Source organism: Nocardia sp. NBC_01388, from assembly GCF_045040085.1.
Classification (GTDB): domain Bacteria; phylum Actinomycetota; class Actinomycetes; order Mycobacteriales; family Mycobacteriaceae; genus Nocardia.
Genome location: NZ_CP109553.1, coordinates 7,753,244 through 7,775,391, shown reverse-complemented (window position 1 = coordinate 7,775,391; position 22,148 = coordinate 7,753,244). Strand labels below are relative to the sequence as shown.

General features: G+C 67.6%; 19 protein-coding genes and 2 pseudogenes. 8 read left to right on the top strand and 13 right to left on the bottom strand.

Annotated features, from left to right (window positions below):
- Positions 1-34: 34 nt before the first annotated feature.
- From ychF to OG716_RS36795, 3 genes are all read right to left on the bottom strand, one after another.
- On the bottom strand, positions 35-1,114 hold the full coding sequence (gene ychF / locus OG716_RS36805) for a redox-regulated ATPase YchF (protein WP_405134873.1): 1,080 nt from the start codon (positions 1,112-1,114) through the stop codon (positions 35-37).
- Between the two features lie 78 nt (positions 1,115-1,192).
- On the bottom strand, positions 1,193-2,461 hold the full coding sequence (locus tag OG716_RS36800) for an SGNH/GDSL hydrolase family protein (RefSeq protein WP_405134872.1): 1,269 nt from the start codon (positions 2,459-2,461) through the stop codon (positions 1,193-1,195).
- Positions 2,462-2,549: 88 nt separating this feature from the next.
- Positions 2,550-3,173, bottom strand: coding sequence for a TIGR03086 family metal-binding protein (locus OG716_RS36795; RefSeq protein ID WP_405134871.1), 624 nt, complete (start codon positions 3,171-3,173; stop codon positions 2,550-2,552).
- 80 nt (positions 3,174-3,253) lie between these two features.
- Between OG716_RS36795 and OG716_RS36790 the strand changes: the two genes are divergently transcribed.
- Entirely contained in the window at positions 3,254-3,409 is a 156-nt protein-coding gene (locus tag OG716_RS36790) for a hypothetical protein (RefSeq protein ID WP_405134870.1), read from the top strand.
- Here OG716_RS36790 and OG716_RS36785 read toward each other — a convergent pair.
- The 6 genes from OG716_RS36785 to OG716_RS36760 form a co-directional block, all read right to left on the bottom strand.
- The gene (locus OG716_RS36785) at positions 3,390-3,806 is read right to left on the bottom strand and encodes a PIN domain nuclease (RefSeq protein WP_405134869.1); all 417 of its coding nucleotides are present in this window, start codon (positions 3,804-3,806) and stop codon (positions 3,390-3,392) included. The genes OG716_RS36790 and OG716_RS36785 overlap by 20 nt on opposite strands.
- The gene (locus tag OG716_RS36780; RefSeq protein WP_405134868.1) at positions 3,803-4,021 is read right to left on the bottom strand and encodes a type II toxin-antitoxin system VapB family antitoxin; all 219 of its coding nucleotides are present in this window, start codon (positions 4,019-4,021) and stop codon (positions 3,803-3,805) included. Before OG716_RS36780 ends, OG716_RS36785 begins: the two co-directional genes overlap by 4 nt.
- A 53-nt stretch (positions 4,022-4,074) precedes the next feature.
- Complete coding sequence (locus tag OG716_RS36775; RefSeq protein ID WP_405134867.1) at positions 4,075-4,911, bottom strand: carbohydrate ABC transporter permease; 837 nt, start codon at positions 4,909-4,911, stop codon at positions 4,075-4,077.
- Positions 4,908-5,906 (bottom strand): carbohydrate ABC transporter permease, encoded by a 999-nt coding sequence (locus OG716_RS36770; protein ID WP_405134866.1) that lies wholly within the window; start codon positions 5,904-5,906, stop codon positions 4,908-4,910. The genes OG716_RS36775 and OG716_RS36770 overlap by 4 nt, the downstream gene beginning before the upstream one ends.
- The gene (locus OG716_RS36765; RefSeq protein WP_405140175.1) at positions 5,903-7,150 is read right to left on the bottom strand and encodes an ABC transporter substrate-binding protein; all 1,248 of its coding nucleotides are present in this window, start codon (positions 7,148-7,150) and stop codon (positions 5,903-5,905) included. The genes OG716_RS36770 and OG716_RS36765 overlap by 4 nt, the downstream gene beginning before the upstream one ends.
- Before the next feature lie 346 nt (positions 7,151-7,496).
- The gene (locus OG716_RS36760) at positions 7,497-7,742 is read right to left on the bottom strand and encodes a pentapeptide repeat-containing protein (protein ID WP_405140173.1); all 246 of its coding nucleotides are present in this window, start codon (positions 7,740-7,742) and stop codon (positions 7,497-7,499) included.
- Between OG716_RS36760 and OG716_RS36755 the strand changes: the two genes are divergently transcribed.
- The 4 genes from OG716_RS36755 (at position 7,741) to OG716_RS36740 (ending at position 12,423) form a co-directional block, all read left to right on the top strand.
- Entirely contained in the window at positions 7,741-10,071 is a 2,331-nt protein-coding gene (locus OG716_RS36755) for a carbon starvation CstA family protein (protein ID WP_405134865.1), read from the top strand. The two genes, OG716_RS36760 and OG716_RS36755, sit on opposite strands and share 2 nt — an antisense overlap.
- A gap of 4 nt (positions 10,072-10,075) precedes the next feature.
- On the top strand, positions 10,076-10,327 hold the full coding sequence (locus OG716_RS36750; RefSeq protein WP_405134864.1) for a YbdD/YjiX family protein: 252 nt from the start codon (positions 10,076-10,078) through the stop codon (positions 10,325-10,327).
- An 84-nt stretch (positions 10,328-10,411) separates the two neighbouring features.
- Positions 10,412-11,911: an AlkA N-terminal domain-containing protein gene (locus OG716_RS36745; RefSeq protein ID WP_405134863.1), complete on the top strand. Its 1,500-nt coding sequence runs from the start codon at positions 10,412-10,414 to the stop codon at positions 11,909-11,911.
- Positions 11,908-12,423, top strand: a complete 516-nt coding sequence (locus tag OG716_RS36740; protein ID WP_355119260.1) for a methylated-DNA--[protein]-cysteine S-methyltransferase — start codon at positions 11,908-11,910, stop codon at positions 12,421-12,423. The genes OG716_RS36745 and OG716_RS36740 overlap by 4 nt, the downstream gene beginning before the upstream one ends.
- A 6-nt stretch (positions 12,424-12,429) precedes the next feature.
- Here the strand turns inward: OG716_RS36740 and OG716_RS36735 are convergent.
- The 3 genes and pseudogenes from OG716_RS36735 to OG716_RS36725 form a co-directional block, all read right to left on the bottom strand.
- A pseudogene (locus OG716_RS36735) lies at positions 12,430-12,519 on the bottom strand (deaminase); the annotation flags it as partial.
- A gap of 70 nt (positions 12,520-12,589) precedes the next feature.
- Complete coding sequence (locus OG716_RS36730; protein ID WP_405134862.1) at positions 12,590-15,895, bottom strand: AAA family ATPase; 3,306 nt, start codon at positions 15,893-15,895, stop codon at positions 12,590-12,592.
- 379 nt (positions 15,896-16,274) lie between these two features.
- Positions 16,275-17,429: pseudogene (locus OG716_RS36725) on the bottom strand (exonuclease SbcCD subunit D); the annotation flags it as partial.
- 186 nt (positions 17,430-17,615) lie between these two features.
- Here OG716_RS36725 and OG716_RS36720 point away from each other — a divergent pair.
- Positions 17,616-18,764 carry a DNA recombination protein RmuC gene (locus OG716_RS36720; RefSeq protein WP_405134861.1) on the top strand — a complete coding sequence of 383 codons (1,149 nt, stop codon included), beginning with the start codon at positions 17,616-17,618 and terminating at the stop codon, positions 18,762-18,764.
- A gap of 76 nt (positions 18,765-18,840) precedes the next feature.
- Positions 18,841-19,842: a DUF6542 domain-containing protein gene (locus tag OG716_RS36715; protein ID WP_405134860.1), complete on the top strand. Its 1,002-nt coding sequence runs from the start codon at positions 18,841-18,843 to the stop codon at positions 19,840-19,842.
- A gap of 86 nt (positions 19,843-19,928) precedes the next feature.
- On the opposite strand, the gene OG716_RS36710 is transcribed toward OG716_RS36715, so the two are convergent.
- On the bottom strand, positions 19,929-20,930 hold the full coding sequence (locus OG716_RS36710) for a 4-hydroxy-3-methylbut-2-enyl diphosphate reductase (protein ID WP_355119268.1): 1,002 nt from the start codon (positions 20,928-20,930) through the stop codon (positions 19,929-19,931).
- 230 nt (positions 20,931-21,160) lie between these two features.
- On the opposite strand from OG716_RS36710, the gene OG716_RS36705 reads away from it, so the two are divergent.
- Entirely contained in the window at positions 21,161-21,940 is a 780-nt protein-coding gene (locus tag OG716_RS36705; protein ID WP_405134859.1) for a lipid droplet-associated protein, read from the top strand.
- The last annotated feature ends 208 nt before the right edge of the window (positions 21,941-22,148 follow it).

The window sequence follows — 22,148 nt, the reverse complement described above, 5'->3', positions numbered from 1 at the left end:
CCGCGTAGGCGGGTTCGTCAGATCAGGTAACGATCTAGACGTTGAATCGGAACTCGACCACGTCGCCATCTGCCATGACGTAGTCCTTGCCCTCCATCCGGACCTTGCCGGCGGATTTGGCGGCGGCCATGGAACCGGCCGCGACGAGGTCGTCGAAGGCGACGATTTCGGCCTTGATGAAGCCGCGCTCGAAGTCGGTGTGGATGACGCCGGCCGCCTTGGGGGCGGTATCGCCCTGGTGGATGGTCCAGGCGCGCGACTCTTTCGGGCCGGCGGTGAGATAGGTCTGCAGGCCGAGGGTGTGGAAACCGGCGCGGGCCAGCGAGTGCAGGCCCGGCTCGGTCTGGCCGATGGATTCCAGCAGCTCGACGGCGGATTCCTCATCCAGCTCGATGAGCTCGGATTCGACCTTGGCGTCCAGGAAGACGGCGTCGGCGGGTGCGACGGCGGCCGCGAGCTCGGCCTTCTTCGCCTCGTCGGTGAGGATCGCCTCGTCGGCATTGAAAACGTAGAGGAAGGGCTTGATGGTGAGCAGCGAAAGTTCCTTCAGCAGCTCGACATCGAGTTCCTTGCGCGCCGCGAACAGCGTGCGGCCGGCATTGAGGATCTCCTGCGCCTGCTTGGCGGCGTCGGCGACCGGCTTGCGGTCCTTCTTGACGCGCGCTTCCTTGTCGAGGCGGACGGCCGCTTTCTCCAGGGTCTGCATATCGGCGAGGATCAGCTCGGTCTCGATGACCTCGATATCGGCGAGCGGATCGACCTTGCCGTCGACGTGGATCACATCGTCGTCGGCGAAGACGCGCACCACCTGACAGATAGCGTCGGCCTCACGAATATTGGCGAGGAACTTATTGCCCAGGCCCGCACCCTCGGAGGCGCCCTTCACAATGCCGGCGATGTCGACGAAGGACACCACGGCGGGGAGCTGGCGCTCGGAGTGGAAGATCTCGGCGAGCTTGGCCAGCCGCGGATCGGGCAGCGAAACGACGCCGGTGTTCGGCTCGATGGTGGCGAAGGGGTAGTTCGCCGCCAGCACGTCGTTGCGGGTCAACGCATTGAACAGCGTCGATTTTCCGACGTTGGGCAGGCCGACGATTCCGAGGGTGAGACTCACGAGAACAAGACTCTACCTGCGCACTTCCGACGGAACGGACTCGGGCCGGACAGTTCGGGCCGTTCGCGCCCGCGCGGGTCAGTCGAGCACCGCGGCGACAGCTGCCGCCAGGGCCACATATCCGGCGTCTCGCAGGTGCAGATGGTCGCCGCTGTCGAAGGCGGGGGCGAGCCGCTCGGGATCGGCCGGATCGGCGAGTACGGCAGCCGAATCCACCACGGCATCGTATTCGCCCGAGGTGCGAATCCACGCGTTCACGGCCCTGCGGACGCCCTCACGATCGTCGTAGCGGACTCGATCACCGTCACCGAAGGTGGAACCCGCGGCGGGCGGAATGGTCGCGCCGATGACCCGGATGCCCGCCGTGCGGGCAAGCGCGATCAGGGACCGATAGCCCGCGATCAGTTGCTCGGCCGAGACGCCGGGGCCCGGACCTCCGGTCGCCAGATTGCCGCCGCCGAGCCAGATGTCGTTGATGCCCTCCAGGATCACCACGGCGCCGACCCCCGGCTGGTCGAGGACGTCGCGGCGGAAGCGGGATATCGCACTCTCCCCCATCCACTGCGAATCGGCGGTCACACAGTTGCCGCCGATGCCGAGATTGAGTATCGGGCGCGGTTTACCTTGTGCGACAAGACTTTCGGCGAGTATCTCCGGGTAGGTGTGGTGGGCGTCCATGGTGGAGCCGACACCCTCGGTGAGGGAATCACCCAGCAGCGCCACCCCGGAGGGACGCGGTCGCAGCTGCTGGGTCTCCACCGCCGCCAGGTAGTAGTAGGACGAGGAGGTAACAGTGAATGCCGTTGGGGCGGCGTCGGATCGATGGTCGCCCCAGGCCAGGTACGAGGTGCCCAGCACCTGCGCGTGATACGTCCCGGGTCCGGTCGGATCGGCGAAGAACAGCGTCACCGTCAACAGCTCCAGAGGATCGACCGGCATGGCGATCGGATCGGTGACCGCCGTGGTCCCCGGCGCGATTCGGAACGCCGATTCGGAGCCGATCAGCAACTGCCGCAGGCTATCCGGATGCACCGCCGCGCCGCCTGCACTGCGCGCGACGGTCGCGCCGGTCACCTGCAGGGGTTTCGTGCCGAACTGGTTCGACAATCGCACGCGCAGTTGCGTTCCCCCGTCGCTGACCCGAATCACCTGGCGCACCGATTGATTCCCGAATCCGGCCATCGACCAGTTGGGCACGAAGCTGTTGTCGCCCGGCCGCTGTGTTCCGGTCGCCCACACCGCCTGCCACCCCGGTGCGGAGACCGGGGCGGCGGCGGTGGCGGCGGCGAGTACAACCAGCAGTGCGAAGAGGGCGGCGAGGATGCGCACGACGGGGATCGCCTTCATCGGCCCCCTGCCGACCGGACCGCACCCGCAAGACCGAGTTCATGCACGCACCCAGCTTGGCACTGCGTGGCCGATTTATCGCGGCGGTTCAGGCGCGCGGGTCGCGGCCCAGGTAACCGAGCAGCTCATCGGCCACGGGAGTGGCGCTCGCGGAATCGGATTCGACGACCGCGGCGTAGGCGCCCCACTGGCGCAGCGGTTCCACCAGACCCGTTGCGGCGGTGAGCAGGTGACCGGCCAGCTCCTCGGTCAGCGGCGGCGGCTGCCCGGTCGCGATGGCGATATCCCAGGCGTGCACCGCCGCGTCGAGGGCGCACATGACGGCGGCGACCGGGGTCGGCAGCGCGCCGTGCGGCAGCGGGGTGGGGACGGTTTCGGCCGCGCCGGTGACGGTGGCCCAGGCGGCGGCGGTCTCTTCGACTGCGGCAACGACCAATTCGGCCGGAGTGCCGTCAACGGTGCCGGAGGGCGAGAACGGGTCGTAGGCCGGGCCCGCGCCGACGCCGAGGGACAGGGCGTAGGCCGGCTGGTCGGCGGCGGCGTGCTGCACGACCTGGGTGACGGTCCACTCCGAGCACGGGGTGATCAGCTGCCACTGGTCGGCGCCGACACCGGCGACCGCGGTGAGTGCGCTGTAGGAGGAGGCGAGCGCATCCCGCCAGACGGGGGCGAGGGCGGCGACGGGGGTGGCGGTCTGCGAGTTGGTGCTCATGTTCTTGCCTGTCAGGGTGTTTCGATACGTTGAGACAAGGATATGAATCCTGATCACCCGGACTCAGCAAAAGACGCTTTGTGAACTCGACCACAACCCGGCTGCTGCGCCTGCTGCTCGCCGACGACGAAGCGGTCGCCGTGGCCGTCGCGGTGGGCCTGGCCGAAGACGGTTCCACCGGCATTGCCGATATCGGCCGTCCCAGTACGGACCGCGTTATGGCCGAATGTCACTGACAAATGTGACGGGCTGACGGGTTATTCGAGCGATCGTTCCGAAATCTCGATCATCACACAGCACCGCCAGCCGGTGATGCTCAGCCGTTGCCGCAATCAGTAGGTCGACCGGCCCAGCCGATCGATGGGTTCCTTCCTCTGTCATCAGCTGCTGAACCTCGTGGGCACGCTCATATCCACGCTCGTACATCGGTACCCAGGTGAACAAATCGCGCAGCATTCGCTGCTTCTCGAGCCGATCGGCCAGGGAACGAGCCGAGTGCATGAATTCGAGCTCCACGACGGGGCAGGTGGCGATGACCCCGGCTGTCAGCTGGTCGATCCATGCTTGCCGGACCTTGTCTTGCAATATTCGGAACAGACCGGATGTATCGATGAGATACAAGGCAGGCGTCATCGGCGGTATTTCGACTTGTTATCGAGAAACTCGTCGAAGTCCCCCTGGTCAGCCATCTCTCCCAGTCGAGCGAGCGCTCGAATACGAACCAGCCGCTGCCCCACCTCACGGAGTGCTGCGTTGACCGTGTCCTTCTTGGTCTTGGTTCCGAGCACCTCGGCCGCGATGGCCAGGGCCTCCTCGTCTATCTCTATCGGCGTCTTCGATGCAGCCATGAGCTCGCCTCCAGTGCGGGTGTCCGAGACTTCCATGATGGACGTCCAGTGTATCAGCGGCCGCCGAGGCCGGACATGGCGATGCCCTTGACGAAGGAGCGCTGGGCCAGGGCGTAGAGGAGCAGGAGGGGCAGAAGCAGGAGGATGGCGGCGGACATCAGAAGGGGCCAGTTCGTCGAGTATTGGCCTTGGAGGCGGATGAGGCCGAGGGTGGCGGTGGCGTATTCATTGCGCTGGATCATGATCAGCGGCCAGAGGAAGTCGTTCCAGACGGTGATCCAGGTGAGGACGGCCAGGACCATGACGGCGGGGCGGGCGTGCGGGAGCAGGACGCGCCAGTAGATCTGCCAGGGGGTGCAGCCGTCGAGGGCGGCCGCCTCCTCCAGTTCGGTGGGCAGGGTCTGGAAGAACTGGCGCATGAGGTAGGTGCCGAAGGCGCTGCCGAACAGGCCGGGAACGATCATGGACCAGGGGGTGTCCATCCAGCCGAGGGCCCGCATGAGCAGGAATTGCGGAATGACGGTGACGGTCAGCGGCACCATGAGGGTGGCCAGATAGGCGAGGAAGAGCGCCTCGCGGCCCGGAAAACGCAGGCGGGCAAAGGCGTATCCGGCCAGTGAGCAGAAGAAGACCTGACCTGCCGTCACGCAGCCGGCGTAGATGACGGTATTGAGCAGCATGCGCCCCAGCGGAATGGCGTCGAAAACATCGGCGTAGTTGGACCATTGGGGATGCGCGGGCAGCGGAGTCGCGTCGAGCAGTTCGCCCTCGGACTTCAGCGAGGCCGAGACGGCCCACAGGATCGGCAGCAGTGCGCACCAGGCCACCGCGATCAGGGCCAGATAGATCAGCGCGCCGTTCAGGACGCGACGACCGGGAGTACGCCTCACAGGTCCGCCTCCGCACGCCGCGAGAGCCGCAGCTGAATCAGGGTGAGCACCAGCAGAATTGCGAATATCACCCAGGCCAGCGCCGAGGCGTAACCGACCTCGTAGAAGCGGAAAGCGTTCTGGAACAGCATGATTCCGAGCACGTAGGTGCCCGTCTCCGGCCCGCCATTGCTGCCCGTCAACGCGTACGCCTGATCGAACGCCTGCACCGAATTGATGATCGTGATGACAAAAACGAAGGACAGCGCACCGCGAATCAGCGGCACGGTAATCGACCGGAAGCGCCGGAACGCGCCCGCACCGTCGATTTGCGCCGCCTCGTAAAGGTTTTCGGGCACCCCCTGCATGGCGGCCAGCAGAATCACCGTCGCGAAGGGCACGCTCTTCCACACCGTGACCAGGCTGAGCGATACCAGCGCCCAATCCGGATCCGTCAACCACGGCACGGGACCGAGGCCGATCCAGCTCAGCATGCGATTGAGCAGCCCGTCATCGCTGGCGAAAATGAAGCGGAAGACCACCGCCATCGCCACCGTGGAGGCCACCAGGGGCAGGAAGGCGATTGTCCGGAACACCGCGATACCGGCCAGTTTTCGGTTCAGCAGGGCAGCGATGGCGAGGCTGATCACTACGGTCGGCACCAGCGTGAGCACGGTGAATACCGCCGTATTGCGCAGCGCGATATAGAACAGCGGGTCGGCGGTGAACAGCCGCTGATAGTTGTCCACACCCACAAACCGCGGTGCGCTGAACAAGTCCCACGAATGGAAGCTCAGGTAGAGCGAAAACCCCAGCGGGAACAGCAGAAACACGGCTACGGCAGCGAGATTCGGCGCGATGAACAGTGCTCCGGCCCGCGCCCGCCGCCGGGCCAGCGCCGTCGCACCCGCCCGGCCTCGACCCTGGCCGCGCTCGGCAATGGGCGGCCGCGCCTCGTCTCCGGCGGCAGTCTCCCCGCTCAGCACCCCCGTCGCTCCCCGCTCGAGCCCGCTCATGTCGCCGCCCGCAGCACGGCGTCGATATCGGCGGCGGTCCGGCCGCCGAGCGAATCCGCGGTCGCCGCACCGCGCAGCACCCGATTGCAGCCACGTTCGAGCAGCGCCTCCACCTTTCCCCACTGGGGCGTGACGGCCATTTGACGCGAGTTCGCAGGCCCCTCGGTGAAGACCTCCAGATTGCGAATGCCGCGATGGGCATCGGCGAAACCCGTGGTGTGCATGGCGGATTTGAGCACCGGCACGAACAATCCGGACGCCGCGATCAGGGCTTGACCTTCCGGCCCGGTCGCGAATTTCACGAATTCCCAGGCCTGTTCGCGGCGCGGGCTGGCGGCGGCAATGGCGAGTCCGGTACTACCGACGTCGGTAATGGCCCCCGGTCCCCCGTGCGGTCCGACCGGCAGCACGGTGACATCGAAGTCGAGCCCGTCGTGCCCGGTGAATTCCGAATACAGCCAGTGCCCGCCCATGAGCATGGCGGCCTTGCCGCTGCGGAACAGGTCCTGTGCCGAAACCGATTGCCGGTCACCGACACTCGGCGCCACCGCGTGCCGCACCGCGAGGTCGGCATAAAATTGCAGCCCTTCGGCGAAACGCGGATCCCCGATATTGGTCCGCATCGGCTGCACGGGCGGGCTGAACCATTCGGCCCCGTTGTTCATTCCGAAGCAGGCGGCCGAGAAGTACGGCACCCAGGCATCCACAAAACCCCACTGCTGCGTGCGGCCACCGGAATCGCGGCGGGTCAGCGCGGTGGCCGCCGCCAGGAACTCGGCGTAACTCCAGGCCTCCGACCACCGGGCCGGTGGCTGAATTCCGGCTTCCTCGAACAGTTTTCGGTTGCAGTAGAGAAATACCCCCGACCATTGCTCCGGCAGGGCGTACTGCCCGCCCCGCCACAGGAAGGTGTCCCGCAGCGGCGCGTACCCGTCCTCGTGCAGCTGCGCCGCGTACTGCGGATCACGGTTCAGGAATTCCCGCAGATCCACCAGTACCCCGCGTTCGGCGAGTCCGGCGTAGAGCAGCTCCCATGACATCAGCACGTCCGGACACTTGCCGCCCGCGCAGTAGGTGAGCATCTGCTGCAGCGGATCGGGCCCGGACATGATGGTCCGGATCTTGATATCCGGTCGCCGCCTGCGGAATTCGTCGATGATCTGCAAGCGCGAGCGCGCCTCCTCCGGGCGCGCCTGGAAGAAGAAGGTCACCGCGTCGTCGCCACCACCATCGCAGCCGCTCATGGCCGCGACCAGCGCTGCCGCTGCCGCCGAACGGAGCACGGTGCGCCGAGTGACGTTGCTGTTCACGGTGTGTCGAGCATGCGTAGCTCGGCGCCGACGAGAGTCATCGCAGTCTCCTCTGTCGTGGAAACACGGATCCGGGGCCACGTGACGCAGGTCTCGAGCCAGCATGGCAGCATACGGAGAGCAACCTGCGACACGCGGAGAACACGCAGACTCGCGGGACCCACGCCGGATCTCGTCACCCGCGTTCCCCGGCGCACACGTCCGCCGGGCCACCCATACCTGTCGGTACGACACTTGGTGAACGGCTGGAGAAAGCCGGGGTCCAGGTGTGCCGAGTCGGCTACGTTTGTCCCATTTCGTTTAGATCCACAGCACGTAGATCCACAGCACGTAGATCCACAGCACGTAGATCCACAGCACGTAGATCCACAGCACGTAGATCCACAGCACGTAGATCCACAGCACGTAGATCCACAGCATTCAGATCCACAGCATTCAGATCCACAGCATTCAGATCCACAGCATTCAGATCCACAGCATTCAGATCCGCAGTACTCAGATACGCCGCACGGGAGGGTTGTCGCATGGCGACCATCGAATACCTCCGGACAGACCCCGACCTCCCCCCGGTCGGCGTCGTGGACCGGACGCCCATGACCCCCGCGAAGAAGGGCATCTTCTTCGCCGTCGCCGTTCTCGGCGCCATCGCCTGGACGGTCCTCGCGATCGCGCGCGGCGAGGACGTCAATGCGGTGTGGATCGTGGTGGCCGCCCTCTGTACGTATGTGCTGGCGTACCAGTTCTACTCGCGGCTGATCGAATGGAAGATCACCAAACCGCGCGATGACGTCGCCACTCCGGCCGAGGAGCTGGAGAACGGCCGCGACTACATGCCGATGGACCGGCGCGTACTCTTCGGGCACCACTTCGCCGCCATCGCCGGCGCGGGACCGCTGGTCGGTCCGGTGCTGGCCACGCAGATGGGTTATCTGCCGGGCACCATCTGGATCATTGTCGGCGTCGTCTTCGCCGGTGCGGTGCAGGACTATCTGGTGCTCTGGGCCTCGGTGAAACGCCGCGGCCGCAGCCTCGGGCAGATGGCCCGCGATGAGCTCGGCGTGGTCGGCGGCGTAGCCGCCATCGTGGCGGTGCTGGTCATCATGATGATCCTGCTCGCGGTGCTCGGGATCGTGGTGGTCAATGCGCTCGCCGCCACCCCGAACGCGAAAACCGGTGTGCTGGAGGGCGGTAGCCCGTGGGGCGTGTTCTCCATCGCCATGACGATTCCGATCGCCCTGTTCATGGGCGTGTACCTGCGCTTCGTGCGGCCGGGCAAGGTCGGCGAGATTTCCCTCGTCGGCTTCGCACTGCTGCTGCTGGCCATCATCTCCGGCAACTGGGTGGCCGGATCCGCTTGGGGCCGTGACTGGTTCACCATGTCCGGCACCAGCATCGCCTGGATGCTGATCATCTACGGCTTCATCGCCTCGGTGCTGCCGGTGTGGCTGCTGCTCGCCCCGCGCGACTATCTGTCCACCTTCATGAAGATCGGCACCATCACCCTGCTGGCCGTGGGCGTGCTGGTCACCATGCCGGTGCTCGAGGCCCCCGCCATCTCGCAGTTCGCGGGCAACAGCAACGGTCCGTCGTTCGCGGGCAATCTGTTCCCGTTCCTGTTCATCACGATCGCCTGTGGCGCGCTGTCGGGATTTCACGCACTGGTGTCCTCGGGCACCACGCCGAAACTGCTGGAGAAGCAGTCGCAGGCCCGCATGATCGGCTACGGCGGCATGCTCATGGAGTCGTTCGTCGCGGTCATGGCGATCATCACCGCCAGCATCATCGACCAGCACCTGTACTTCGCCATCAATGCCAGCCCGGCCCTGACCGGCAATAGCGCCGACAAGGCCGCCACCTACGTGAACGGCCTGGGGCTGAGCGGGAATCCGATCACGGCGGCGGATCTGAATGCGGCCGCGGCCGGAGTCGACGAGGCCAATATCGTCTCCCGCACCGGTGGCGCGCCGACGCTGGCCATCGGCATGTCGGAGGTGCTGCACAAGCTCATCGGCGGGTCGGGCCTGAAGGCGTTCTGGTACCACTTCGCGATCATGTTCGAGGCGCTGTTCATCCTCACCACCATCGATGCGGGCACCCGCGTGGCGCGCTTCATGCTGTCGGATTCGCTGGGCAATCTGCCCGGGGCCAAGCGCTTCAAGGATCCGTCCTGGCTGCCCGGCGCCTGGATCTGCTCGGCCATCGTGGTCGCGGCCTGGGGTTCGGTGCTGCTCATGGGCGTCACCGATCCACTGGGCGGCATCAATACGCTCTATCCGCTCTTCGGCATCTCCAACCAGCTGCTGGCGGCCGTGGCGCTGACCGTGGTGCTGGCCATCGTGGTGAAGAAGGGCCTGGTGAAATGGGCCTGGATTCCGGCGGTGCCGCTGGTGTGGGATCTGATCGTCACCATGACGGCGTCGTTCCAGAAGATCTTCTCGGGTGATCCGAAGATCGGGTACTGGACACTGCACCACAACACCGTGCGCACCCACGACGCCTATGTCGCCGCGCGCGACTCCGGCCAGCTGCCCAAGGGCGTGGCGAATATCGCCGCGCTGAATACGCAGATCTCCAACCTGGACAAGACGATTCGCAATACGTTCATCCAGGGCACGCTGTCGATCGTGTTCGCGGTGCTGGTGCTGATCGTGGCGCTGATCGGGCTGTGGGTGTGCATTCGCGCGCTGCGCAAGGGCGGCGGCGAAACCACCGAATCGCCGGAGCAGCCGTCCAAGATCTTCGGGCCGAGTTCCTTCCTGGCCACCAAGGCCGAGAAGGAAGTGCAGAAGGAATGGGACGACCTCGTCGCACAGGGCAAGGTGCGTGCGAGCGGGGCCGCGGCGCACGCACACTGAGACCGTGACCCCCGCTATGACCGACCCGGCCGCCCCGTCCTCCGCAGGCTTCCTGCGGACGGCGGGGCGCGCTGTTCTCCGGGCCGCACGCGCGCTGATCTGGTGGTTCAACTCGATCCTCGGCGGCAACGACTACCGGCGCTATGTCCAGCACCTACAGCTGCAACACCCGGACGCGCCGATCCCCAGCGAACGCGAGTACTGGCGCGACCGCCACGACGCCGCCGCCCGGAACCCGGCCAACCGCTGCTGCTGAGGACCCACCTGCGTCGTTTTTCCGCTGATAGTGGTGTCCTATTTCCGCTAGCGGAGTCGGCCGCATCCTGCGATCGTGGATCTTGTGAGTGCGAACGAGCTGGACTTCGAGCGGTGCTACCGCGCCGTGGCAACCAAGGATGCCCGCTTCGACGGGCAATTCGTGACGGCGGTGCGCACCACCGGAATCTATTGCCGCCCTTCATGTCCCGCCATAACCCCGAAACCTGCCAACGTCACCTTCCTGCGCACGGCCGCCGCGGCCCAGCAGTCCGGATTCCGGGCCTGCCGCCGCTGCCTGCCGGACGCGGCCCCCGGCTCCCCGCTGTGGAATACCCGTGCCGACCTGGCCGCCCGCGCCATGCGCCTGATCGCCGACGGTGTGATCGAACGCGGCGGCGTGCCCGCCCTGGCCGATACCCTCGGCTATTCACAACGCCAGCTCACCCGGGTCCTCACCAGCGAACTCGGCGCCGGACCCCTGGCGCTGGCCCGGGCGCACCGGGCGCACACCGCCCGGCTGCTCATCCAGACCACGCCGCTGTCCATGTCGGATATCGCGTTCGCCGCCGGCTTCGCGAGTATCCGGCAGTTCAACGACACCGTGCGGGAGGTCTTCGCGGTCAGCCCGACCACGCTGCGCGATGAATCCCGCCGCCGCAACGGCGATACGCTGCCCGCCACCAATGGCCTGCTGACGCTGCGACTTCCGTACCGGGAGCCGCTCGACAAGCCCTGGCTGGAGTGGTTCCTGTCCTCGCACGCTGTGCCCGGGCTGGAGCTGTGGGAAGACGGGGTCTACACCCGTAGTCTGCGAACCCCGCACGGCCACACCACCGTTCGCATGTCCGTGCAGCCCGGGCACGTCCGCGCCTCGCTGGCGCTGCACGATATGCGCGATCTCGCGCCGACCGTCGCCCGACTACGCCACTTCCTCGACCTCGACGCCGATCCCGTCGGCATCGACGAGGCCTTGGCGGCGGGCATGGCCGGAAACAGAGCGGGCGTGGTGCTCTCCCACGGCATTCGGGTGCCCGGCTGCCTCGACGGACCGGAACTGTTGCTGCGCACCATGATCGGACAGCAGATCTCGGTCGCGGCGGCCAATACCCACAGCGCCCGGCTGGTGCAGAACCTGGGCGAATCCATTCCCGGACCCCTCGCGCACCTGTTCCCCACCGCCGCGGCCATTGCCGAACACGGCGCCGAGGTGCTGACCGGCCCGTCCAAGCGCATCGAAGCCATCGTGGCCGCCGCCCGCGCCCTCGCCGACGGTGACCTGGTCCTGCACTCCGGGCGCACCGCCACCGAACTCCGGCGCGATCTGCTGGCCCTCGACGGTGTGGGCCCGTGGACCGCCGATTACGTCACCATGCGACTGCTGGCCGATCCCGACGTGCTGCTGCACACCGATCTGATCGTCCGCCGCGGCGCCGGTCTGCTCGGCATCGATCTGACCGATACCGCCCGCTGGGCGCCCTGGCGCTCCTATCTGACCATGCATCTGTGGAAGCACGCCCTGGCCCACCCTGCCACCGTCCCCGATGGCGCCCCCGGCGCCCGGAAAGCGAGAACAGTACCGTGACCCGATCCACCTCTGCTGCCGCCGATTTCGCCACCGTTACCACCCCGGCCGGCCCCTTCACCGCCCTCGTCGACCCCGACGGCGCGGTCCTGGCCGCCGGCTGGACCGCCGATGCGGAGAATCTCCGGCAGCTCATCCACACCACCCTGCGACCGGCCGAAATCCGCGAACGCGATTCGCTCGGCGCGGTCACCAAAGCCGTCGTGGACTACCACGCGGGCGATATCGCGGCCATCGACGCCATTACCGTCCGCCAGCTCTCCGGCCCGTTCCTGGTGCACGCCTGGGAGGTGCTGCGCAAAGTGCCCGGCGGAGAACCGATCACGTACACCGATTTCGCCGCCGCCTCCGGCCGTCCCGCCGCCACCCGGGCCGCCGCCAATGCCTGTGCCCGTAATGCGGCGGCCCTGTTCGTCCCCTGCCACCGCATCATCCGCACCGACGGCACGCTCGGCGGCTTCCGCTGGGGTCTGCCGGTCAAGCGCTGGCTGCTCGACCACGAGGCGCACTGACCTCGGTCACCGGCGCCAGAACAGGTGGTGCACCACCCCGCTCGGGCTCGGGATCCGCTCCAGATGGAAGCGGTCGGTGAGTTCGCCGGGGTCCTCGACCCACCGACAATGTGCTCGCGGAACCGGAACCGCATGATGCGCGGCGACCGAAACCGTTGTGCGGTGGTCAGCCGAGGGCGGTTTCGAGGCGGGAGCCGGTGCGGCCGCGGATGACGTGCAGGCGGCTGGGGATGCGCTGGCGCATTTCATCCACATGGCTCACCACCCCGACGACGCGGCCGCCGGAGCGGAGTTCGTCGAGGACGCCCATGACCGCATCCAGGGTGTCGGCGTCGAGGCTGCCGAAACCCTCGTCGATGAACAGGGTGTCGAGGACGAGGCCGCCGGATTCGGCGGCCACCACATCCGCCAGGCCCAGGGCGAGAGAGAGTGAGGCCATGAAGGTTTCGCCGCCGGAGAGGGTTTTGGCGGGGCGGATGGCGCCGGTGTAGTCGTCGCGGATGTCGAGGCCGAGGCCGCCGCGCCGGCCGCGCGGGCCGGCGGCATCGGTGTGGACGAATTCGTAACGGCCGCCGGACATGCGGCGCAGGCGGACCGAGCCGGAGACGGCCACCTCCTCCAGGCGGGCGGCGAGTACGTAGGAGCGCAGGGACATTCGGCGATTGTTCTCACCGCGTCCGGCCACCACATCGGCCAGACGGGCGAGTTCGTCGTGCGCCTGCTGGATGGGTGCGATTCTGTCCACAGCCGCCCACAGCTGCGTGCACAGTTCTTCGAGTTGCTCGACCCGCCGGGCGGCCACGGTGTGCGCGGCGACGGCGCGTTCGAGAGCCGTTTGCGCCTGTGTCACCGCGGCTTCCAGCCCGGCCAGATCGCCGAGTGCGATACCGGCGGCGGCCTGGATCTCCGGTTCGGCCAGCACGGTTTCCGCATGCGAGCGGGCACGGTCGGCAGCGACGAGTTCGGCCTCGATATCGGCCTGCCGCTGAGCCGTGCGCGAGGCGGCATCGACGGCCCGGGCGTATTCGGCCAGGACGCTGTAGTCCGGGCCGGTTTCGCCCATGACGGGCGGGGCGGTGCCGACCAGACCCGCGTCATACGACAGCTTTTCGACCCGGACGGCCAGTGCCGCAACCTGTTCGCGAGCGAGCACGGACTCCGTGCGTGCCGCACGCAGCGCCGTGGCGGCCGCGACCAGCGCATCCAGGCGGGCGCGGCGGCGGTCCACGGTGCCGTCCGCACCCGCGGCGGTGGTCAGCCGCTCGGTGAGTTCGGCCAGCCTGCGGTCGGTGGCCACCATGCGTTCCATCGTTGCGCTGCTACGGCTTTCGCCATCTCGCAGCTCGTCCTGGAGCCGGGTTTCCTCGGCGCGCAGCCGATCCAGCTCCGCGGCCAGACCGTCCGCCAGCTTCGCCCGGTCCCGCGCCTCGGCCCAGCGCGTCTCGGCGGCGGCCAGACCGCTCGCCAATTCCGCCTTATCGGCATCGCCTCCGCGTTCGACGAGCACTTCGATGGTGCGCTCCAACTCCGCGACCAGCTGCCCGGCCTGTTCCCGCGCGGTCTCGGCGGCCCGTTCCGCCGCCACCGCAGCGTCTTCCGCCTCCTTGGACACCGCCAGCTCACCCGCTCGCGCCGGCGCGGGATGCTCGGCCGACCCGCACACCGCGCACGGATCTCCCTCCACGAGCGCCCCCGCCAGCTCGGCGGCCATTCCCGCCAGCCGCCGCTCCCGCAGCGCGAGCGTGCGCTCCCGCGCATCCAGATGCGCAACCCGCTTCGCGTCGAAGGTCACCCGCGCCCGCGTCAGCTCCCCCTGCCGCCGCTGCAATTCGAGCGCCGCCTTGGCCGCAGCGCGCAACCGCTCCCGCTCCGCCTCCAACACCGGCAGCCCCGCGGCGGCATCTGTAGCCGCCCGCAGTCGAACTTCCACCCCCGCAATAACTTCCGGAACTTTGGCGCGCCGCTCGGTCACCTTCCGCACCGTCTCGACCAGCCCTCGCTGCTCCTCCCGCAGTCGCGCCAAGGCCCCCGTCAGCTTTGCAGCCGACTCCGCATCCACCCGCACCTCATCCAAGGCCCCCATCTGCGCACTCCACCGCTGCACAGCCGCCTCCAACCCCCGAACCCGATTCGCGCCCGAACCACCAACCGCCGCACCAGGTCCAGCTGCGCCCGAGTGGGACCCGGCAGCACTGCCCATCGACTCCGCCTCAGCCTCGATGACTTCGGCACCGAGGCCGGGATGCCGATCACCGGAGTTCGCCGGGTCATCGCTCGGCGAGGAGGGGAATGCGCCACCGCGGACGGATTCGGCGTCGGCGTTTTTCTCCAGGTAGTCCAGCTCTGCCCCAAGGTCGCTGCCCGCCAGTTCGGCCGCGGCGAGATCGGCCGCGGCCCAGGCGGTTCCATCGAGTTCGGCGCTGGCGGGTTCGAGGAGGCGGTCGGCGAGTTGTTCGGCGGTACGGGTGGCGTCGTCTTCGCGGCGGCGCAGGGCTACGGCGGCGGAGCGGGCCTCGGCGAGGGCGGTGGCTACCGGTTCGGCGCGGCGGGCTCGGTCGAGTTCGGTTTGCAGGGTGTCGCGGTGGGCCGCGCCGGAGGCGTAGGCGTCGAGTTGCGTGCGGGCCTCGGTGAGACGGCGGTGGCGGTCGTGGAGACGGCGCTGTTCTTCCGCCGCGGCATGGGCGCGGGTGGAATCGGCCTGGCGCTGTTCGAGTTCCGCGGCGGTGCCGGTGAGCGCGGCGCGGGCGGTGACCAGCAGCCGCTGCGACCATTCCACGGATTCGAGCGGACCGGCGGTTTCGGTCGCGGCCAGACCCGCTGCCGTGCCGACCCGGGCGATGAGGCGATCGATGCCCTGTTTGCGGGTATCGAGATCGGCGGAGCCCGCGCGGCGCTTATCGATCAGCCACTGTTCGGCGGTACCGAATCGTTCGGTGTCGAAAAGCTTTTCGAGGAGCTTTTCCCGATCCTCGTTGTCGGCGCGCAGGAATCGCGCGAAATCGCCCTGGGGCAGCAGCACGACTTGGAAGAACTGGTCGGCGCTCATACCGAGCAGGCGCAGCACCTCATCGCCGATATCGGGAATTCGGGACAGGTGCTGGCCGCGACCGTCCAGCCATTCCAGTGTCGCGGAGGCATTCTCTTTGACCCAGCCGCTTTTCGCGCGCGAGCTCGGCCGCTGAAATTCGGGCGAACGTGTCAATCGCAATCGCCTGCCGCCGAGCGTCGCCTCCAGTTGCACCCGCGGCGGCGTCTGCTCATCGGCGTGATCGGAGTGCAGCCGCTTCTCCCCGCGCGCCCCGGGCACACTGCCGTACAGCGCGAACGCGACCGCATCCAGCACCGTGGTCTTACCCGCGCCGGTCTGCCCGTGTAGCAGGAACAATCCGTCGGCCCCGAGCTTGTCGAAATCCACCACGGCCGTTTCGGCGAACGGGCCGAAGGCGGTCAGTTCCAGTCGATGCAGCCGCACGCGCCGTCCCCTTCGATCTCCGCCCATCCAACAACCCCGCACGGGCGAGCGCCCGCAGGACACGCCGCCGCGTCGCGATAAATGCGACTCATGCAGTCAACTCGCCTGCGCCACCATCGGATTCGGGCGGCACCAGACCGAAGAGCTCGAGATCCCCGTCGAGCTCATCAGTGCCCGATAGGCGATTGCTCCCGTCATCGGCAACCGGCTGCCCGGCATCGGCAATCCGCCGCGCCGATTCGGCTCGAGCGGCGGCTCCCCCCTCCGCACCGGCACCGGAGACGCGCACCTGACCGTCCACGCTTTCACCCGCGGCGCGCACGAGATCGTCTGTCCCCGCCACGCCGGCACTGCGGCCCAGCCCGTCGCCCGCTTGCTCACCGTGGGCGCGCACCGGGCCCTCCTTCTCCCGCACCGCGGCGGCCAGCGCCCGCTCCAGCCACGTCATCTCACCCGCGGTGGGCGCACCGCGCACATCGGTGAGGAAGCTCTGGGCGATCTCGGTATCGCGGCGACCGTGCACGCGCTCCCGATAGTGCAGTTCCGGATTGCCTTCGGGCCGAACCCATTCCACGTGCACGGCGTGCGGAAAGCGCTCGCGCAGCCGCCGCAGGGCATCGACCGGGCGCGCATGATCGGTCAGCGTCGCCGATACATAGTCCGGTTCGGCCGCCGCGTGCTCGGGCGCGTCCAGCAGCTCCTCCAGCGTTCCGCTGAGCTGGCTGAGCCCACGCACCACCGGCAGTTCACGCCGCGAGACCGCCGACAATCCACCGGCGTCCAATTCCACAATCCACACCGCTTTGCGCTGCGACCGCTCGCCGAACGAATACGGCAGCGGCGACCCGCAGTACCGCACCGATTCCGACAGTGTCTGCGGCGAATGCAAATGTCCCAGCGCCACATAGTCGATGCCGTCGAAGGCCCCCAGCGGCACCGTCTCCACGCCGCCCACCGAGATGGACCGCTCCGATCCGGTGGCCTCACCGCCCACCACGAAGGCGTGTGCCAGCACCACCGACCGCACCCCGGCCCGTTCGGCCAGATCGCCCCGGATCAAGCGCATGGCCGCATCCAGGATCTCGGCATGCGAACGCGCCTGCGGCACGCCTAGTTCCGCCCGCGTGATCTCCGGCTCCAGGTATGGGATGCCGTAGAAAGCGACCTCTCCGTGCGCGTCGGACAGCATTACGGGCCGTGCCACTTCGGATATCCCACACCGCAGATGCAGCCCGCCCGCCGCCGCGAAACTCCCCAGCGCACCGAGCCTGGTGGGCGAGTCGTGATTGCCGGAGGTGGCGACAATGGCCGCCCCGGCGTTCCGGATGGCTTCGAAACCGCGATTGCACACCGCGATTGCGTCCGCACTCGGAATGGAGCGGTCGTAGACGTCCCCCGGCAGCACCACCACGTCCACCTGCTCCGCGGCCACCAGTTCGGCAATGGCGCGCAGCGAACACTCCTGATCGGCGAGCAGATCGACACCGTGAAAGGTGCGGCCGATATGCCAGTCGGAGGTGTGCAGGATTCGCATGCCGCAAAACGTAGGCGATCCCTCCGACAGATTCATCCGTACCCTCGCGCGCTTTCGGAAACACGCCGGTGTATTGCGGGCGCGGGCAAACTTCGCACCCCGGCGCGCCGACCGGCTCCGTCGAAAGCTGCCACGCAGTTGCCGCTTTCACGGTTTTGTCGGTGGCATAGGGCAAACTCGCCACCCATGACCGCACCGATGCTGTTCGCGCTGCTTTTGGTGTTCCTCGCCGGGATCGGCCTGGGCTGGCTCGGGCATGCCGCGCGCGCGGGTCAGCGCGCGGCCGTGGCCGAGGCCCGGCTCTCGGCCATGCACGACAACGAGCGGCTACTGCATCAGTCGCTGGGTGCGGCCAGTGAGGATGCGGCGCGGCGGCAATCGCACGCCCTGGGTTCGATGATGGAACCGCTGCGCGAGGCGGTCGGCACCCTGAACCGGCATATCCAGGAGGTCGAGCACAATCGCATCAACGCGTATTCCGGCCTGCGCGAACAGGTTGCGGGCATGCAGCGCACCTCGCTCCATCTCTCCACGCAGACCGGGCAATTGGTCGCCGCGCTACGGGCGCCGCAGGTACGGGGCCGCTGGGGCGAAATCCAATTGGAGCGCGTGGTCGAACTGGCGGGCATGACCCGGCACTGCGATTTCGACACCCAGGTCACCCGCCGCGCCGGCACCACCGGAACCACCGAGGGCGTGGTTCGCCCGGACCTGGTGGTGCGCCTGTCCGCCGGCCGGCAGATCGTGGTGGACGCCAAGGTGCCGTGCACCGCGTATCTGGAGGCCGCGGCCACCGAGGAGCCGCGCGAGCGTGATCACCACCTCGCCCGCCATGCCAAACACCTGCGCAATCATGTCGATCAATTGGCCGCGAAGGAGTACTGGGCGGCATTCGATCCGTCCCCGGAATTCGTTGTCCTGTTCGTGCCCGGCGATCCCTTCCTGGATGCCGCGATGGGCGCCGACCCGGGTCTGCTCGAGTACGCCTTCGGCCGCAATGTGGTGCTCGCGACCCCGACCACATTGATCGCGCTACTGCGCACGGTGGCGCTCGGCTGGCGGCAGGAGGCCATGTCGCAGGATATGGCGTTGATCCAGCAGCTCGGTCGCGAGCTGTACACGCGGCTGGGCACCACGGGCCGCCATTTGGATCGGCTGGGCGCACAACTCGGCAAGGCGGTGGACTCGTTCAATCACACCGTCGCCTCGGTCGAAACACGAGTCATGGTGACGGCCCGCAAACTTCATGATCTAGAGATTTCGGACACCCCGGTGCCGGAATTACATCAGGTGGAAACCTGGCCTCGGGCCGTTGGATTCGCTGAATCCGACTAATAGGGCAATGCCATTACGGATCACCGCATGATGTCGCCTCCCTCGCGGAACAGCTGCATGCTTTAGTGTGCTTGACGTGGCAGTTACCCAGCGTGAGCGAGCAGAGGTGCCCCCGTCGCACCGTTCGATCCTGCCGACGGTCCCCGGCGTCCCGGCGGGCGCCGCTGTGCTCATTGCCGTGACCTGCACGTTCATCGGATTCTTCATCGATAAGCAGGGCGGCTCCGAGCTGACCGGCACCTTCGCGACGCTGTACGTGATCGGCTGCCTCGCGGCCGCGCTCGTCGTCCGATATCGCGGGCTCTTCACCACCATGGTGCTGCCCCCGCTGCTGCTGTTCGTCGCGGTGCCGGTCTCCTATCAGTTGCTGCTCGGCAACTCCGGCAGCCTGAAGCTCAAAGACATTCTGCTGAATCTGGCCATCCCGCTGGTGAATCGCTTTCCCACCATGGCGCTGGCCACCGTGCTGGTCCTGATCGTCGGTGCGGTGCGAGTGGTGCTGAACCGCCGCGAGCAGAACAAGGATTCGGACAGCACGCCGCGGACCCGGACCCCGCGGCCAACCGGAGCCGCACGCGCCCAGCGCGCCGGCGCGGCCGCCGCCAAGGACCCCGCCAGACGACGCTTCGGCCCTGCCTCGGCAGCGCAGGACGCGGGCGATCCACTCACGTCCACCCCGGCCGCGGGCCGCCGGGCGCCCGGCGGCCGGGTGGCCGCTCGCCCGCCGCGCGTGGGCGCACCGGATCGCCAGGCGGCCCCCGGTCAACCGGGCGCCAACCGGCAGCCCCCGGCCGATCGCAAGCGCACCCCGCCCCCCGACCGCAAGGCCGCCCCGGACCGCAAGCCTCCGGTCGATCGCAAGCCCCCCGCCGAGCGCGGCAAGCCCCCGATGGACCGCAAACCGCCGATGGATCGCAAGCCTCCGGTCGATCGCCGACCGCCGCCCGACCGCGCCAACCCGGCGGCCAACCCCGCGGCGGAACCCCGCCGCCGCCGTGCGGCGAACCCTGAGGTGCCGCCGCATCCGCGCCCCAATGTGCGCTACCGCGAACGAGATTCCGGACGCATCGAACGCTGAGAACGGACGCAGAAAACAGAAATCCCCGCACCGGAGAGTGCGGGGATTTTCGCTATCCGAGGTGAATCAGCGTTATCGGAGGTGAATCAGCCTCGCGCGGAACGCAATTCACGCGGCAGCGAGAAAACCAGCGTTTCATTGGCGGTGGACACCGGCTGCACATCGCCGAAACCGTGTTCGGCCAGCAATTCCAGCACACCCTCCACCAGAATCTCCGGCACCGAGGCGCCCGAGGTGAGCCCGATGGTACGCACACCCTCGAACCAGGCCGGATCGACCTCGCGGGCGTAATCGACCAGATACGAGGCCTTGGCGCCCGCACCGAGCGCGACCTCGACCAGCCGCACCGAGTTGGAGGAATTGCGCGAACCGACCACGATCACCAGATCGCAGGCCGGGGCCATGGCCTTGACCGCGGTCTGACGGTTGGACGTGGCGTAGCAGATGTCATCGCTCGGCGGATCCTGCAGATTCGGGAACCGCGCGCGCAAGCGGTGCACGGTCTCCATGGTCTCGTCCACCGACAGCGTGGTCTGGGAGAGCCAGATCACCTTGTTCTCATCGCGAACGGTCACCTTGTCGACCGAGTCGGGGCCGTCGACCAGCTGAATGTGTTCCGGCGCCTCACCCGCGGTGCCCTCCACCTCCTCATGGCCCTCATGGCCGATGAGCAGAATGTCGAAGTCGTCGCGAGCGAAACGCTTGGCCTCCTGATGCACCTTGGTCACCAGCGGGCAGGTGGCATCGATGGTGTGCAGATCACGCGCGGCGGCCGACTCGTGCACCGCCGGCGAGACACCGTGCGCCGAGAAGACCACCACCGCACCCGGCGGCACCTCGTCGGTTTCATCGACGAAGATCACACCGCGGTCTCGCAGCGTCTCCACCACGTGCCGGTTGTGCACGATCTCCTTGCGGACATAGAGGGGGGCGCCGTGCTTCTCCAGCGCCTTCTCGACAGTGACGACCGCGCGGTCGACACCGGCGCAGTAACCACGAGGTTCGGCGAGCAGTACCCGTTTCGGCGAGTCGGTATCACCTGCCACGGACCGGACGATTCCGACGTTCAAAGGGATAGCCGAAGACATGCCCACCAGAATACTGTGTTGAATTTGCCTCCGCTTCGCTCCGGCGGGGTTCGCGGCCCTGGAGTCTCGTTCTTCCCTCCCTCCGCTCCTCCGCTGCGCTCCCCCGCTCCACTCGGTCCAGAACGAGACGGGCCGTGAACCCAGAGGCGATTTGTCTCGAAAGTCGGCGAAATTGCATTTTGGCGACTTCTCGCCTTTGCATCACAGTGCGTTTCGGGCAGGCTAGGGGCATGTTCCGACCTCCGTTCCTGGCCCGGGTCGCCGCCGGGGCTGCCGTCTATGCCCTCGAGGAAACTCGTCGGCTACCGACCAACGCGATCAATTTCCCGATCACCGCGATCAGTCAGATGCTGCAGACGACCATGCATCTGCAGCAGTTCGTGACCAGCCTCGCCCTCAAAGGCGATGCCGTTTTCGACCGTTTGATCAATCAGCCGGAAGAACAGCCGGCATGGGCGACGTTCGATGAGGACGAGTCCTTCGAGCAAACCCCGAGCGCCGCACCCGAATCGGCACGCAAGAGCAGTTTCGACCTGTTCGTCGCCGAGGAAACGGTCACCGAAACCCCGGCCGCGCCCGTCTTCGAACCGATTGCGGCCGAACCGGAACCGATCGCCGAGCCCGTCGCCGAGGAATCGGCCGTCGCGCCGGAGGCGGCTGCTGTCACCGCGCCGGAGGCGGCTGCTGTCACCACGCCGGAGGCGGCTGCTGTCACCGCGCCGGAGACCGTAGCCGTGGCCGAGCCGGCGGTTGCCGAAATCGCCGCCCCCGCAACGCCTTCCAAGGCCTCGACCAACGGCCATCAGAATGGCAGCGTCGCCGTGGTCGAGCCCGAGGTGGCCACCCGCTACGACTACCCGAACATGACCCTGGCGCAGCTGCGCGCCCGGCTGCGCATGCTCACCATCGACGATCTGGCCACGCTGCTGGCGTACGAACAGGGCACCCGCGACCGCGCCCCGTTCGTCACCATGCTGACGAACCGGATCGCCACCGTTAAGGCCAAATGACTGTGTCTAATTTGCCCTCCGCTTCGCTCCGGGCGGGTTCGCGGCCCTGAAAGTCTCGGTCTTCCCTCCCTCCGCTCCTCCGCTTCGCTCCCCCGCTCCACTCAGTCCAGAGCCGAGACGGGCCGCGAACCATGGAGTTGAGACCCCGTGGCGGTCGCAGTGATGCGGCCGCCACCACTGTGTCGGAGGACATTGGCAGGACCGGCGT

Bases quoted from the DNA above. Each gene is read 5' to 3' on its own strand.
- OG716_RS36780 (WP_405134868.1), bottom strand. From the start codon at position 4,021: ATGGCTGCATCGAAGACGCCGATAGAGATAGACGAGGAGGCCCTGGCC.
- OG716_RS36795 (WP_405134871.1), bottom strand. From the start codon at position 3,173: ATGAGCACCAACTCGCAGACCGCCACCCCCGTCGCCGCCCTCGCCCCC.
- OG716_RS36765 (WP_405140175.1), bottom strand. From the start codon at position 7,150: ATGAGCGGCTGCGATGGTGGTGGCGACGACGCGGTGACCTTCTTCTTC.
- OG716_RS36800 (WP_405134872.1), bottom strand. From the start codon at position 2,461: ATGAAGGCGATCCCCGTCGTGCGCATCCTCGCCGCCCTCTTCGCACTG.
- OG716_RS36710 (WP_355119268.1), bottom strand. From the start codon at position 20,930: ATGTCTTCGGCTATCCCTTTGAACGTCGGAATCGTCCGGTCCGTGGCA.
- OG716_RS36755 (WP_405134865.1), top strand. From the start codon at position 7,741: ATGGCGACCATCGAATACCTCCGGACAGACCCCGACCTCCCCCCGGTC.
- OG716_RS36760 (WP_405140173.1), bottom strand. From the start codon at position 7,742: ATGCGACAACCCTCCCGTGCGGCGTATCTGAGTACTGCGGATCTGAAT.
- OG716_RS36705 (WP_405134859.1), top strand. From the start codon at position 21,161: ATGTTCCGACCTCCGTTCCTGGCCCGGGTCGCCGCCGGGGCTGCCGTC.
- OG716_RS36720 (WP_405134861.1), top strand. From the start codon at position 17,616: ATGACCGCACCGATGCTGTTCGCGCTGCTTTTGGTGTTCCTCGCCGGG.
- OG716_RS36770 (WP_405134866.1), bottom strand. From the start codon at position 5,906: ATGAGCGGGCTCGAGCGGGGAGCGACGGGGGTGCTGAGCGGGGAGACT.
- OG716_RS36785 (WP_405134869.1), bottom strand. From the start codon at position 3,806: ATGACGCCTGCCTTGTATCTCATCGATACATCCGGTCTGTTCCGAATA.